Origin of the sequence: Desulforapulum autotrophicum HRM2, assembly GCF_000020365.1 — a bacterium.
GTDB classification, from domain to species: Bacteria; Desulfobacterota; Desulfobacteria; order Desulfobacterales; family Desulfobacteraceae; genus Desulforapulum; species Desulforapulum autotrophicum.
Genome location: NC_012108.1, coordinates 2,388,174 through 2,401,681 on the forward strand (window position 1 = coordinate 2,388,174; position 13,508 = coordinate 2,401,681).

Consider the following 13,508-nt stretch of genomic DNA (forward strand, 5'->3'; position numbering starts at 1 on the left):
GATTCCAGCTATATCCAATAATCGTGTGGTAATTGGGATGACTTTGTGTGGAAAAGAAGAGTATTCCACCTCCAGGTTGTCAGGTGGGGGCCTTGCCCGGACAAATTCGTTTCCATTGGATAATGCACCCTGTCAATTCTCCATTTGTCCACATATTTTGCCTGTTTGAACCACACAATTGAGTGTTATCATTTATTTAAATTTGAACATTGAGGCAAATGTCCATAAACAAGGAAAATTTAAAAAATGATGACCCAAGAAATCCTTAAAATGAATCGTTTGAAGAAAGCCGCTATTCCACTAATCCTTTCTATCGTTTTTAACGTATCCCCTTTGTTTGCCGATTCCTTTTCAACGGCTAAGATAAGACGGGAACAGATCCACAAGGTGAACCCTGCCGTTGTCTATGTGAATCAGACCATCCAGGCGGGTTCGCAAGACGGATCATCCTGGTCCACAGCCTATGCGTCCCTGGCTGAAGCCTTAAGCTGTGATCTTACGGGTAAAAAAGAGATATGGGTGGCAAAAGGAACCTATTATCCCACCAGGGAAAAGGATCGGAATGCAAGTTTTACCCTGGTTCCTGGAATCAGTATTTTTGGCGGATTCCAGGGCAGTGAAGTCCTTCGGGCCCAACGGAACTGGAACAAAAATCCCACGGTGCTGTCCGGGGAAATCGGAGATCCCACGGATATGGCCGACAATGTGTATCATGTGGTTACCGGGGCAGACGATGCCGTCATGGACGGATTTACCATTCAGGACGGGTATGCGGTACTAGGCCCCGATGATATTGATGACAGTGGCTGTCTCGTGGAGGTTCCAGAAGCTGCTGGAAGTTTGGAAAATCTTCGTATTGTGACAAATATAAAATTATCTGCAGGGGGAGGGCTGTTAAATGTTCATGCTGGAACCCTTACCCGTAACTGTAAATTTTATAACAACTATGCAGGCAAGGGTGGAGCTGTCTATAATATGGTCACCCGGTACTGGGATCCCGGCGACATGGACGCCGAAGTTACGGGTGAGATGCCTTTTTTTCAAAATTGTATATTTGAAAACAACCATGCCACGGAGCGGGGTGGGGCTGTGAACAATGATTTTATGACGTCTTCGACTTTTGTGAGTTGTGTTTTTGCCAATAACAGCTGTAGTGCAAAGGGTGGTGCATTGTATGCGGACATGGGCAGTCCCGTTTATCTCATGAATGTCCTTTTCTGCCACAACGAAGCGGAACGGGGAGGGGCGCTGGTGGCCGACGGATCCTCTTCACACAGGATGGTGTTTACGACATTTATTGGTAATATGGCCTATGATATCGGCGCAGCACTTTACCAGGGGACTTATATGGGGGAACAGGGGGACCAAAGGTCTTTCATCGGCAACGAGGTCCATCTCTATCGATCTGTTCTGCTTTCAAATATCAGCATATCCTCTCCATCTTCCATCAGTAACTGGCACGATTCCCGTGTAACCTGCGACAAAGAATCCATTGTGGAATATACCGACGGCACCCTTGCCATTGCCGATTATCTGGATGAAAAAACTTACATCACTAAGTCCCAGGAATTCGGGTTTCACCCCCATCGAAAGGTGGATATCGAATACTGGACAGAAGTTTTTGATTGTGATGAAAACCGTTTGTATACGGCATACGACTATGACACAGAGGCTGTGGCCGGCACCCCGGGCACCATATATGTGGATGGCGATGCCCTAGAAGGTGGGGATGGTACATCCTGGGGCACCGCCTATGGCGATTTAAATCAGGCCCTTGAGCATGCTGTTTCCGGTTCACAGGTGTGGGTGGCCCAGGGCCGATATCTGCCCACAGGCGGAACGGATCGCTCAGCTGCCTTTGTCATGAAAAAGGGGGTGTCCATATATGGTGGTTTTAAAGGGACCGAATCCAACCTTGGTCAACGGGACTGGCAAGCCAATGTCACTGTTCTTTCCGGAAATATCGGTGAAACCGATTTACGATCTGACAATGTTTTTCATGTTGTTTTTGGCGCCCCAGACAGTGTTTTGGATGGCTTTGTCGTCCAGGATGGCCAGGCGGATGGTGATTTTTACAACAGCAGGGGCGGTGGACTTCTCTGCGAAGGAGGGGCCTCTCCCAGCATCCTTAACTGCATATTTAAAGACAATAAGGCCATGGAAGGCGGAGCCATTGCCTGTAATGAATTCAGTGCACCCATAATGACCAATTGTTTTATCACAGGAAACATGGCCCAATCCGGGGCAGGGATTCTTTTTGAGACAGGTCCGGATAGACAAGATCTCGGGGCTAAAATAAGCGGGACCTATTTTCTGAACAATACTGCCGAAGACCGCGGAGGGGCTGTTTATATTGACTACGGCGCCTGCCCCACCTTCACCGGATGCACCATATCAAGCAATACCAGCAGCGGAAACGGGGGCGGTGTTTATGTGGACAACAACTCTTCCCAGCTTGACGGGATCAAGGCAAGATTCAACTCCTGCATAGTGACGGAAAATACCACAGGCCTTCGGGGCGGAGCCTTTGCAGTTTATGAAGGTATGGTTATTATCAATGACTCAATAATCAAAGCCAACTCGGCCGTCACCGGAGGCGGAGGCATTGCCGTTGATTTCCTGGGCGATTATATAAACGAAAACAGTACCTCAGTAATTGAAAGCAATACCACCACAACAGGTGAGCCTGATATTGATGACGAGAGAATACCAGGGTTTGGACCTTCCCCAGGCGTCTGAAACTGTTCCTTTAATGGGTTTATCATAAAATCAGCGACCGGCTGCATCCAGGCGGTCGCTGATTTTTTCTATTCGAAACAGGGTAAGACCGCAGGTTTTATACATTGAACAGAATTGTCTGCCTTTTGGTCCATCTATCGTGTTTGATCCCAGGCCCAAAAGGCCTGGAATGGGATCGTTAATTCCCCTGTGTCTGAATTGAAATTCGGCGATATTTCTGTTTGACTTATTCTGTCTGCGGTCCTAAGCTTAAAATTAGTTTAAACCATGCTGAGTGATATAACTCAACTTTCAAGATTGGCTGTTTACCTATGGTCAGGCTTGTATTATTGCACTTTTGTTCCGCTTAGAAAGCGGACAAGATGTAAATAATTGGGAAAAGCCATGGAAACCCGAAATCCCATTCAATGGATAGATCGAGTTGTCAGACCTGAAAAGGTTATTCGAAAGATAACCCCGGGGATGACGATTTTCATCGGAACAGGTGTTGCTGAACCGTTGACCTTGTTTAAACATCTAAAAGCGTCTGAAACTTCCAATATCCAGGACCTGGAGGTCTTTCAACTGGTCAGTCTTGGCAATGCCATATCCGTGAACGAAAAGCATTCTTCACGATATCGTCTTAAAACGTTTTTCTCAGGATGGGATGCCGATGAAGCTATTATAAAAGGGTTAGCTGACTTTATTCCCAGCCGCTACTTTCAGATTCCTGAATTCTTCAGATCCCGGCAGATACATATTGATACGGTTTTTGTTCAGATCACCCCGCCCAATGAAGCCGGTTTCTGCAGCCTGGGCGTTTGTGTCGACGTCGCCCGTCTGGCGATGCAGCAGGCATCACTTGTGGTTGGTGAAATAAATAAATGGATGCCGCGAACATTTGGCGATACCTTTGTTCATATTTCTGATTTTGATATGCTGGTTGAAGCGGAAGAACCGCCTATTTATTTTAACCGGTGGCCAGTTGACCATGTATACAATAAAATTGCCGAGAATGTGAGTTCACGCATTGAAGATGAAACCTGCATAGCCTTTTCCATCGGCCCGCTTTACGAAGCATTGGCCCGTCATCTGGTCCATAAAAAAGATCTCGGGATCCATACCCCCTTTTTCTTTGACAGTCTGATGGATCTGGTCAAAAGCGGTGCTGTCTCAAACCAGTACAAACAAAAATGCAGGGGTAAATCCTTAACCTCCTATGCCATTGGAACGCCCGATCTCATGGCGTGGCTCGATAACAACCCCATGGTTGAATTTCAATCCATAGATCAGGTGTTCAACCCTTTTCAGATCAGTAGAAACCCTAAATTTACAGCCGTATTGTCGGCCCGTAAGGTTGATTTGTATGGCAGGATTGCCCTTCATACGGGCAGAGGCAATGTTGGAACCGGACCGGGTGAGGTGGTTGATTTTTTTAACGGTGCCCTTCTTTCCCAAGGCGGGTCTGCAATCTTTGCCCTGCCAAGCCGGAATCGCCACAATGAGTCAAACCTCATGGCCTCTATTCTCCAGTATCCCAATCAATTCAGCCAGTGGGAATCTGTCTCCATGATCGTAACAGAATACGGTATAGCCAGCATCAGTGGTCGGACTGTGCGGGAGCGGGCCCAAGCATTGATTGATATAGCCCATCCCGGCGATCGTTTGCAACTGGTTAAAGCTGCCAGGGAAAAAAAAATCATCTACCCGGATCAAATTTATATTAGTCACGGGGGCTACCTGTATCCATCTGAAATCAAGACAAAGCATATCTTTGAAAATGGTTTGCAAGTCAGTTTCAGGGCCATCAAGCCTTCGGATGAAGAAACCATGCGGCGGTTGTTTTATCGTTTTTCCGATGAATCCGTTTATTACCGTTATTTTAGCTGTATAAGAACCATGCCCCATGTGAAAATGCAGGAATATGTGAATATTGACTATGGAAAATGCTTATCCATTGTCGCTGAAACCAAGAATGGACAGCTGATTGCCGAGGCTCGATTTGTATGTCTTGAAGCCGAGGAAACCTATCCAGAAATCGCTATTATAGTGGATGAAAATTATCAGAACCTGGGCCTTGCTACTTTTATGCTCACAATGCTGATGCGACTGGGACAGGAAAGAAATCTCAAGGGATTCAAAGGTGTTATTTTATCCAGCAATAAAAAGATACTAAAAGTGATTGAAAAGGTTGATTGGCAGGTCAACGTAAAACTCAACAAGGGCAATTACAACGTAACCATTGACTTTTAAAGTCATCGCCAGTGGTCTGGTTGTGCCCCAAAAGCATATTTTGTCTTGAAAAAAAGGCCCCTGGGTAGCTGGGGGGAGGAAAAAAATAGAGATTGAATGTGGAATTCCTCAATCGGTTGATTTATTAACGCCATTTTGATATGCATGGTGTGGCTTTCATGCATGAATGAACTGGCTCAGCTGAAATAGATCCTTTGATGATAATGGACGAAATTGATTTTTACTTGTGTTCTGGAAGAGGTTAAACGGATTGATTTTGATTAATAAATATTTTCACCTGATATGCATCGTGCTTTTGCTGGCTGCGTCGGTCATTTTCCTATCATCGAGCGTCGGTATCAGCAATATTCCCCCCATTTCAGAACAGAACAATACCCTTATAAACAGGGGAAATGACAGTTTGTCCGAATCTGGAGAATCAGGGTCTGGCATGGGTGCATTTCCCTCTGATTCCAAAGGGAATAATCTTCTGGGTTGTGATAAATCCATGGGGCAGAAGTCAATGACTGTGACCCCTGATATTCAGGGGGAAATCGGCAGAAATAACACTGTATATGGAAAATTGATCTCTTGTGGATTATCTCCCACTCAAATTTTAAACCTGACCCAGGCCTTTGAAAAAACTTTTGATTTCAGATCAGCTGGGCCAGATGATCAATTCCAGATTTTTTTTGGTGCAGAGAATCAACTTGATAAATTTATATACAACCCTGATCCCTTGCGTGAATATATTGCAAAGCGAAATGAAACGGGTGGTTTTACAGTTTCCCGGCAGGATGCCATTCCGGAAAAAAGGGTTGAAGCAATGGATGTTATCCTTAACTCGTCCCTTTGCCAGGCCATTTTAGACAACGGGGAACAACAGTGCCTGGTTGATCAATTTGTGAAGATCTTTTCCTGGGACATAGATTTTTATCTTTTTCCAAGAAAGGGTGACAGGATAACGATTCTCTATGAGAAATATTTTATAGATGATACGTTCATCAACTATGGCAAGATCCTGGCTGCGAAATATGCCGGACAAAATGGCACATTTTCCTGTTTTTCCTTCAATGGTGGATACTATGATGCCCAGGGCGATCCATTGAAAAAAAGGTTTCTGCGGATACCGGTTGAATTTGGTGTCAAAACTTCTGGCTATTCCATTAAACGGTTTCACCCAGTGCAAAAAAAATACAAACCCCATACCGGCATTGATTATGGTGCCAGGATGGGAACCCCTATTTTTGCCACAGCCCAGGGGAAGGTGACCTATTCTGGCTGGAAAACCGGTTATGGCAAGGTTGTTATCCTAAAACATTCCAACGGATATCAGACTTATTATGCCCATTGCAGCAAACTCATTGCAAAAAAAGGTCAGTTTGTGGATCAGGGTCAGACCATTGCAAAGGTGGGGATGACCGGCGTTGCCACAGGCCCCCATGTCCATTATGAGGTGCGTATCAAGGGCAAACCCGTTGATCCAATGACCGTAAAAAATTTCAAGGGCAAACCCCTTTCTCCCAAGAAACTTGAACAGTTCAGGGCAACTGTACAATCACGGCTTCTATTGGTGGAGGAAAAAAATCACCAGAACAGCAGTGGAACTCTGCTGGTGCGTGGTGACTCACCTGAGTAAAATTTTAAAATCAAGGTTTGAAGGCCTGCTTTGAAAGACTTAACTGATCTTGAATATTTAAACCGGGTGGTCCGGGGATACAAACTTGAACTGAGCCGTCTTTATGGGGATGGGGGAATCATTGGAAGCCCGGAACGGAGCCTGAACCGAACCGTGGCGGAAGACCGGGCAGGTGAGCGATACATTGTAGAAGAGTTTGTGTCCGAGAAATCCGACAAAAAGCAGCGGATTGGGGAATACCAGCACACCTTACAAGATTTGGCGGTCCCCCATGTGCATCCTCCCCTGAGAAACCGAGACGGATGTGTGCTGACGGAACTTGACGGACGTTTTTTCCAGATCACCCCATTTATTCCAGGTGTGGTACTGCCCCGGCCAGACTATGTCATGGACGCCTGGCGGGGGGAGGCCATGGCTGATTTCCTCATTTCTCTTTACGGAAAAACCCGTGACACCCCGATGCTCCGACAGCAAGAAAAAGCCGGTCAGGGGTTTTCAATCGCCGGGTATGTGCAGAAAATTTTGAAAGAGATTGATCAGAAAAATCCTGAAATTTCAAGCCGGGTTCGCCCAGTGGCTGCATGTCTGACAGACCGGTTTATGGCGGATCATGACAGGGTGCCCCGAATCTTTTGCCATGGGGATTTTCATGTGATGAATGTGATCTGGGACGTTTCAAAGATTGCCGGTGTAATCGACTGGGAGTTTTGCGGTCTTCGTCCCGATGTGTATGATATTGCCAACATGATCGGCTGCATCGGAATAGAGAATCCCAACGCCCTGGGAGGTCCCCTGGTGACACGGTTTCTTGAAAAGCTCTTCCAGAGCAGTCTGATTTCCAGGATGGGCTGGGAGAACCTGGCTGAATTCATCATTTCCCTGAGGTTTGCCTGGCTTGGCGAATGGCTCAGAAATAATGACCTGGAGATGATCGAGATGGAGCTGGTTTACATGACGCTTCTTGCGGAAAATCAGGCGACCCTGTTTCGTTAAGGTGCTCCGGGGTGTCCGATTAGGACCGTAAATTTTATAACTTGAACGAAATTGCTTGTCTTTCAGCTCGTCTTCTGCGTTGCATCAACGGGCACATATTTCAGTTCCCTTTGATACGCCTTGAATACGAGCTGAAATCCTGCACCATATTTGTGGAATTATTTACATCTGAGCCCCTGAGTTGTTCCAGGGAGGGTATTTTGCCCCCAGCAGGTCTGACCCCGACCCCAGTTTCGGAGGGACAGAATTCAGTGGTTCCAGGCTTGCGATCAACCGGTCAACATTGAAATAACCCGGAACAAGGGACTTGTGTTGAATCAAAGGGGGCAATGCCTTGATGGCCATCCTCTCTGCTCTTTTCGGGTTGCCTGCTTCAAGATGTACATATACCCCGGCGGCCCGGATCAATGCCTGCAACAATTGTTTTTCCGCCCCCCTGGATTCAAGCCATTTTGATTCAATCCATTCGTGGACCTCAAAAAATAACTCCTGATCCCATAACAGCAGGCTGATGGCATAGGTGTCATGCGTGGGAATGGTTGTGGGCCGGATCTGAGCGATCACTTCCCGGTACCGCGTGATACGATTATCGATGTACTGGGCCAGGACAGGCTCAACATGATCCGGTGAAAACCGCTGTGCAACAGCTTTCAGGATGCTGATATCCTGGCGGTGAATTGAGTCCATAAGGCTTGCGGATAATTCATTTCGGATCTGCCGGCACAACTGGTTCTCAAACGGGTCAAACTTGGTTATCTTGTATAGATCAGATCTGGACATCATGGCGCCTTGCATATGGGTAATTTTGTGAGCATAACTCCTCTTCGAGCCGTCCAAACACGGGGGGGGCTGTCAGTCACTAAACTGTCCCCCACTTTACCGCGACAGCGCCGGGGAATCAAACCTTATTCCCTGGCAGGTCAGAGATAATGGGCAAAATTATACTCTTCCCTTGAACTTCTGCTTTGAAAACGCTAATAAAGAGACTAAATCCTGATAAACGGTCAGGATCTCTTTAACGATAAAAAAAAATGGAGATAAACCCATGGTGGATAATGGCGGAGCACCCAAACTGAATTTTGAGGTTGACAAAAAGAATCTTTATCGGGAAATATCAGTTACAGACCTTAAAATTGCCAGTATTCGTCAATTGATTCCAGTGACGGTTGATGGAGAAGATGACCCCAGCCGTGAAAGGCTCTTTATCGGTACGACCCAGCTGGGTACCCCCCAGGGTCCCATCCCCATGCAGGCAAAATTAGAAGCAACCACCCTGGAACAGGCAATGGATCAGTTTCCCAAAGCCATGGAACTTGAAACCCAGAAGGTGATTGAGAATTTTAAACGCATGGAGGCCCAGCAGAAAAAAGAAAAATCCAGTATAATTATGCCGGGAAGGAATTAATCGGTCCTGTAGTTTTGGGGTCAGGTGAGCTATTGGCGTATTTTAATATTTCCATGGCCCTGACCCCCTTCCCCCTTTTTGGAACCAGGATAATGTCTCCGGGAAAGTCTTGAATAACAGAGATAAAATTGAAGAGAGGGATCTGCACCTCATCGAAAAGTTCAGATCCATTGTTAAAAGTAAGGAAAATGAGCCTGTAAGAAAACCAGTCAGGCAGGCATGGAAGTTTTGGTTGCTGCTTGTTTGTGCAGGGGTGATTGTTGCGGGCTCCATGGTTTTTAGAAAACAGCCAGCCCCTCCTGTGCCCATTCTGTCTGAGCCACCTGCAACCCTTGTTGAACAAGAGAAAACCCCTCCCACCAGAGAAGCTGATCAAACGGGCAAACAGCCAGCTGTCCGAAAGATGGAGCCCAAATCGATTGCAGGGCATTTAAATTCTGTTGCCCCTCCTTTAATAAAGCCGAATCGTTCAGCAGAAACATCTGTACCAATGCCATCAACGCCGATCGAACAAGGTTCTGCCCGTCTGGATATTCAAATCTCAGAAATTGTGTCCTGCAGCAGTGTCAGCAAAAGACAATATGTCGCTGCTAAAACTATATTTTCCCTCAAAAAAGAGTCTAACTCCATGGTCTGGATGACCGTGCTGTCCGACAACCCGCCGTTTACTTTGACCCATGTCTACTATGCTAATGGGCGCAAGTATTGTTCGATCCCCCTTAAAATACGGTTTCCCCGCATGCGCACATGGAGTTCGATTACCTTGAATTCACAGGATCAAATCGGCAAATGGCGGGTTGAAGTGGTGACCGGAAACGGTGAGAAAATAGCCCAACTCGAATTTACAATTGTAGAATAGAAAAGGGCGTGCTGCAGATTCAACCCCTGGCCCCATGTAAACATTGTCCCCCCTTCTAAGCTGAACAAAAGTGCAATAATGCAAGACCCCCATGTAAACAGCCAATCCCGAAAGTTGAGTTTATTTATTCTTGACCATCAATTTTTTTAGGTTCATTCCGAATCTCCTAGTTCTATCGAGATCTTTTCTTAGCTGGCCGTAAATTGTTTTTTCCCATTATTTTGCAATTCAAACAAAATGGTACTTGTAATCATAGATCGTTTGGTTTAATTCTTTTATCGTTATTCATTGATCGTCTCCTTCTCTGTGATCTTTGAGTGGTTCACAGTCTTGGAAACGTTCTTAAATTCCTGCGAATGTCAAACTTTGGGAGTCTCCCCGGCAATGCCTGGGGTTTACCTTTGATTAATTATTTCAGGAGGAAATGTTATGAAAATCGTATTGAAAAGAATTGTTTTTCTGGGTGTTGGACTGATATTTACCCTTGGACTGATGGCAGTGCCATCTTCTGCTGAAGAAAAGGTTATTAAAATCGGAACCCTGTTTCCCCTTACCGGGTCCTGTGCCCTGGCCGGGCAGCGGTGCCAGGCCTCTGTGGACACTGCAGTGGACGTGATCAACAATGTTTATGCGGATATTGATGTGCCCCTGGCTGCTCAAAAAGGCCTGCTGGACGGGTATCGCATTGAAGTGGTCCATGCAGATCACCAGGGTAAACCCGATGTGGGTAAGTCCGAGGCTGAACGCCTTTTTAATCAGGAAAAGGTATATGCCATCATCGGCAGCTACAACAGTGCCGTGACTAAACCGGCCAGCTTTGTTGCAGAACGCAAGAAAAAAATATTCATGTGCGGCTGCTCCAGTTCTGCCGCCCTGACAAAGCGGGGATACCAGTATTTTTTCCGCATGGCCCCCACTGATGAAACAGAATCCCTTGAATTTGTTGAGGTCATGAAATGGTTGAATGAAAAACACGAAAAAGGGTTGGTGACAGTCGGTCTGATTTACGAAAATTCGGAATTTGGAAAACATGCCGCCGATGAGGGGAAAAAGGCGGTCAAAGATAATGGATTTAAGGTGGTTGTTGATATCCCCTTTAATCCCGGGGCCACCAATCTGAATTCCGAGGTTCAGACCCTCAAGGCCAAGAATCCGGACGTGGTTTTCGGGGCCTGCCTGGGTGGGGATTATACCCTGTGGGTAAAAACCATGAAACAGATGAACTGGCTGCCCAAGGTGGCCCTTAACTATTGTACCGGATACCAGGATCCCGTGATCACCAAACAGCTGGGGGATGATGCCAACTACTTCATGGGCGGTACCGGGTATTCCCCGGAATTTGCCGGACTCATGCCAGCTGTTGCAGCCGTTGAAAAAATTTATATGCAGAAAACCGACCCAAGCGTGCCCTTTGACAGTGACAGTATCCAGGAAGCCGTGGCCATGTTGATACTGGCCCAGGCCATTGAAAAAGCCGGAACCCTTGATTATGAAAAGGTCAAAGAGACCCTTTATGCCAACACCTGGGAATCGCCCCTGTCCCTGGGTGGAAAGGTGGCGTTTTCACCCGGTGGCCAGAACATCATGGCCAAGAGCCTGATTACCCAGCTTCAGAACGGGTCCTACAAACGGATATATCCCCTGGACCTGGCCGATACAAAGCCGGTGGTTCCCATGACATCCTGGAACAGACCTTAGGCTGATACGATGTCCCGGCCTTTTTGCATATCGTGTTGATGGCCAAAGTGCCGGGATATCCTGTGTTGAACCCAATTTATCCGGATTTTAGCTATGACCATATTCTTACAAGTCATTCTGGACGGACTGATGAACGGCATGCTCTACGCCCTGGTGGCTGTGGGGTTGAGCCTCATCTGGGGCGTCATGGACGTGATCAACTTTGGCCATGGGGAATTTCTGATGATTGCCATGTATGTCAGTTACTGGCTTGGCTTTATCTTTCATATTGATCCCCTGTTTTCCTGGCTGGCTTCCGGGGCCTTTGTCTTTTTTCTGGCGGCCCTGACCTACCAGCTGATTATCAAACACACCGTGGGTAAACCGCCTTTATCTTCTTTGCTGGCCACATTCGGACTGGCAATGGTGCTGAAAAATATTTGCCTGAACCGGTTTTCCCCAAATTTTCGCCTGCTTTCCGACACTGTTCTGGGGGGCAAAGTCCTTCACATGGGAGACGTAATCGTGTCCATGCCCCAGTTGATCACTGCCCTTTTTTCCCTGGCGGTCATGGCCATGGTATATGTGATCATCCATCGGACCCGGCTGGGTTGGACCATACAGGCCACAGCAATGGACAAGGAAGCTGCAGAACTCATGGGAATCAACACGGAAAAAATTTATCTGCTGGTGTTTGGCATGGGCGGGGCCTGTGTGGGAATAGCAGGTGGACTCATGCCCTCCTATCTTGCAGTCCACCCGGAAGTGGGAACCTTGTTTGGTCTGATTGCTTTTGTCATTGTTGCCATGGGCGGGTTCGGCAGCATTCCAGGAGCCCTTTTGGCCGCCCTTCTTATCGGGTTGGTGGAGGCGTTGAGCGGATTTTATATTGCACCGGTGTTTAAGTATGTTGCCGTATTCGGCCTTTACCTGGTGGTTGTTATGATCCGCCCCAAGGGCTTTTTTGGATGGTGATGTCAATGAAAACAAAACGATTTGAAAAAAAGGACCTGATCTGGTTTGCTCTGATCATCGGATTTGCCCTGCTGCCGGTCATACCCGGTGTCTTTGACAGCTCTTTTACCCAGCATGTGTTTATCCTGATCCTGCTTTTTGCATGCATGTCCCAGTCCTGGAACATTATCGGAGGATACTGTGGTCAGGTGTCCTTTGGTCATTCTGTATTTTTTGGCATTGGGGCCTATGGGGCGGGCATGGCTGTTGTTACCTATGGGCTTCCGCCCTGGCCCGGGGCACTTGTCGGGGCTGCGGCTGCGGCCCTGGTCGCCGTGGCCATCAGCTGGCCCGTGTTCCGCCTGTCCGGCCATTATTTTGCCATTGCTACCTTTGCCATGGTGGAAATTTTCAACCGGCTTTTCATGGTCTGGTACTGGGTGGGTGGGGCCCTGGGGCTGGATTATCCCTTTGTGGATGAAGGGATAAAGAATTTTATCTGGTTTGAAAATAAGATTCCCTACTACTATGGGGCCCTGGTCCTGTTTATTTTCATATTTGGTACGGTGCGGTGGCTGGAACGCAATCGCCTGGGCTATTACCTAAAGGCGGTCCGGGAAGGTCAGAAAACCGCCGAGTCCCTGGGGGTAAATTCAACCCTGGTCAAACTTCTGGCCATGGGGATTTCGGCTTTTCTGGCAGGCCTTTGCGGGGCCTTTTTTGTCCAGTACAATTACAGGGTTGACCCGGCAATGGTCATGTCCCTGGACATGTCCATGAAATTTGTCCTGATCACCATCCTGGGGGGAACTGGCACTTTTTTCGGGCCCCTCCTGGGGGCCATGGTTTTGATCCCCCTGCAGGAGTATTCCAGGGCATATCTGGGAAGTCTTGGTTCGGGTGTGGATCTGATCATATTCGGGCTGCTCATTGTTCTGGTTATTATCAAACAGCCCAGGGGAATCATGGGCATTCTGTCGGACTTGACAAAAAAAAGACCGGCCAGCAATGAAGGGACAAGGAGGCGTTGA

The 13,508-nt window shown here is 47.3% G+C and carries 10 protein-coding genes; 9 read left to right on the top strand and 1 reads right to left on the bottom strand.

Annotated features, from left to right (window positions below; all coding sequences use genetic code 11):
- Window positions 1-246 precede the first annotated feature (246 nt).
- The 4 genes from HRM2_RS10495 (at window position 247) to HRM2_RS10510 (ending at window position 7,582) form a co-directional block, all read left to right on the top strand.
- Window positions 247-2,739, top strand: a complete 2,493-nt coding sequence (locus HRM2_RS10495) for a right-handed parallel beta-helix repeat-containing protein (RefSeq protein ID WP_015903990.1) — start codon at window positions 247-249, stop codon at window positions 2,737-2,739.
- 384 nt (window positions 2,740-3,123) lie between these two features.
- Window positions 3,124-4,971, top strand: a complete 1,848-nt coding sequence (locus HRM2_RS10500; protein ID WP_015903991.1) for an acetyl-CoA hydrolase/transferase C-terminal domain-containing protein — start codon at window positions 3,124-3,126, stop codon at window positions 4,969-4,971.
- Window positions 4,972-5,221: 250 nt separating this feature from the next.
- The gene (locus tag HRM2_RS25175) at window positions 5,222-6,589 is read left to right on the top strand and encodes a M23 family metallopeptidase (protein WP_232364250.1); all 1,368 of its coding nucleotides are present in this window, start codon (window positions 5,222-5,224) and stop codon (window positions 6,587-6,589) included.
- Between the two features lie 30 nt (window positions 6,590-6,619).
- The gene (locus HRM2_RS10510; RefSeq protein ID WP_015903993.1) at window positions 6,620-7,582 is read left to right on the top strand and encodes a phosphotransferase enzyme family protein; all 963 of its coding nucleotides are present in this window, start codon (window positions 6,620-6,622) and stop codon (window positions 7,580-7,582) included.
- 162 nt (window positions 7,583-7,744) lie between these two features.
- Here HRM2_RS10510 and HRM2_RS10515 read toward each other — a convergent pair whose 3' ends face one another.
- A complete protein-coding gene (locus tag HRM2_RS10515; RefSeq protein WP_187149359.1) occupies window positions 7,745-8,365 on the bottom strand; it encodes a DUF309 domain-containing protein in 621 nt (206 codons plus the stop codon).
- Between the two features lie 262 nt (window positions 8,366-8,627).
- On the opposite strand from HRM2_RS10515, the gene HRM2_RS10520 reads away from it, so the two are divergent.
- The 5 genes from HRM2_RS10520 (at window position 8,628) to HRM2_RS10540 (ending at window position 13,508) form a co-directional block, all read left to right on the top strand.
- A complete protein-coding gene (locus tag HRM2_RS10520; RefSeq protein ID WP_015903995.1) occupies window positions 8,628-8,987 on the top strand; it encodes a hypothetical protein in 360 nt (119 codons plus the stop codon).
- A gap of 109 nt (window positions 8,988-9,096) precedes the next feature.
- On the top strand, window positions 9,097-9,846 hold the full coding sequence (locus tag HRM2_RS10525) for a DUF2914 domain-containing protein (RefSeq protein WP_041273200.1): 750 nt from the start codon (window positions 9,097-9,099) through the stop codon (window positions 9,844-9,846).
- A gap of 429 nt (window positions 9,847-10,275) precedes the next feature.
- Window positions 10,276-11,544, top strand: coding sequence for an ABC transporter substrate-binding protein (locus tag HRM2_RS10530; RefSeq protein ID WP_015903997.1), 1,269 nt, complete (start codon window positions 10,276-10,278; stop codon window positions 11,542-11,544).
- A gap of 93 nt (window positions 11,545-11,637) precedes the next feature.
- Window positions 11,638-12,498, top strand: coding sequence for a branched-chain amino acid ABC transporter permease (locus tag HRM2_RS10535; protein ID WP_015903998.1), 861 nt, complete (start codon window positions 11,638-11,640; stop codon window positions 12,496-12,498).
- Window positions 12,499-12,503: 5 nt separating this feature from the next.
- On the top strand, window positions 12,504-13,508 hold the full coding sequence (locus HRM2_RS10540) for a branched-chain amino acid ABC transporter permease (protein WP_015903999.1): 1,005 nt from the start codon (window positions 12,504-12,506) through the stop codon (window positions 13,506-13,508).

Coding starts and splice junctions, on each gene's coding strand:
- HRM2_RS10495 (WP_015903990.1), top strand. CDS start 247: ATGATGACCCAAGAAATCCTTAAAATGAATCGTTTGAAGAAAGCCGCT.
- HRM2_RS10500 (WP_015903991.1), top strand. CDS start 3,124: ATGGAAACCCGAAATCCCATTCAATGGATAGATCGAGTTGTCAGACCT.
- HRM2_RS10515 (WP_187149359.1), bottom strand. CDS start 8,365: ATGATGTCCAGATCTGATCTATACAAGATAACCAAGTTTGACCCGTTT.
- HRM2_RS10520 (WP_015903995.1), top strand. CDS start 8,628: ATGGTGGATAATGGCGGAGCACCCAAACTGAATTTTGAGGTTGACAAA.
- HRM2_RS10530 (WP_015903997.1), top strand. CDS start 10,276: ATGAAAATCGTATTGAAAAGAATTGTTTTTCTGGGTGTTGGACTGATA.
- HRM2_RS10535 (WP_015903998.1), top strand. CDS start 11,638: ATGACCATATTCTTACAAGTCATTCTGGACGGACTGATGAACGGCATG.
- HRM2_RS10540 (WP_015903999.1), top strand. CDS start 12,504: ATGAAAACAAAACGATTTGAAAAAAAGGACCTGATCTGGTTTGCTCTG.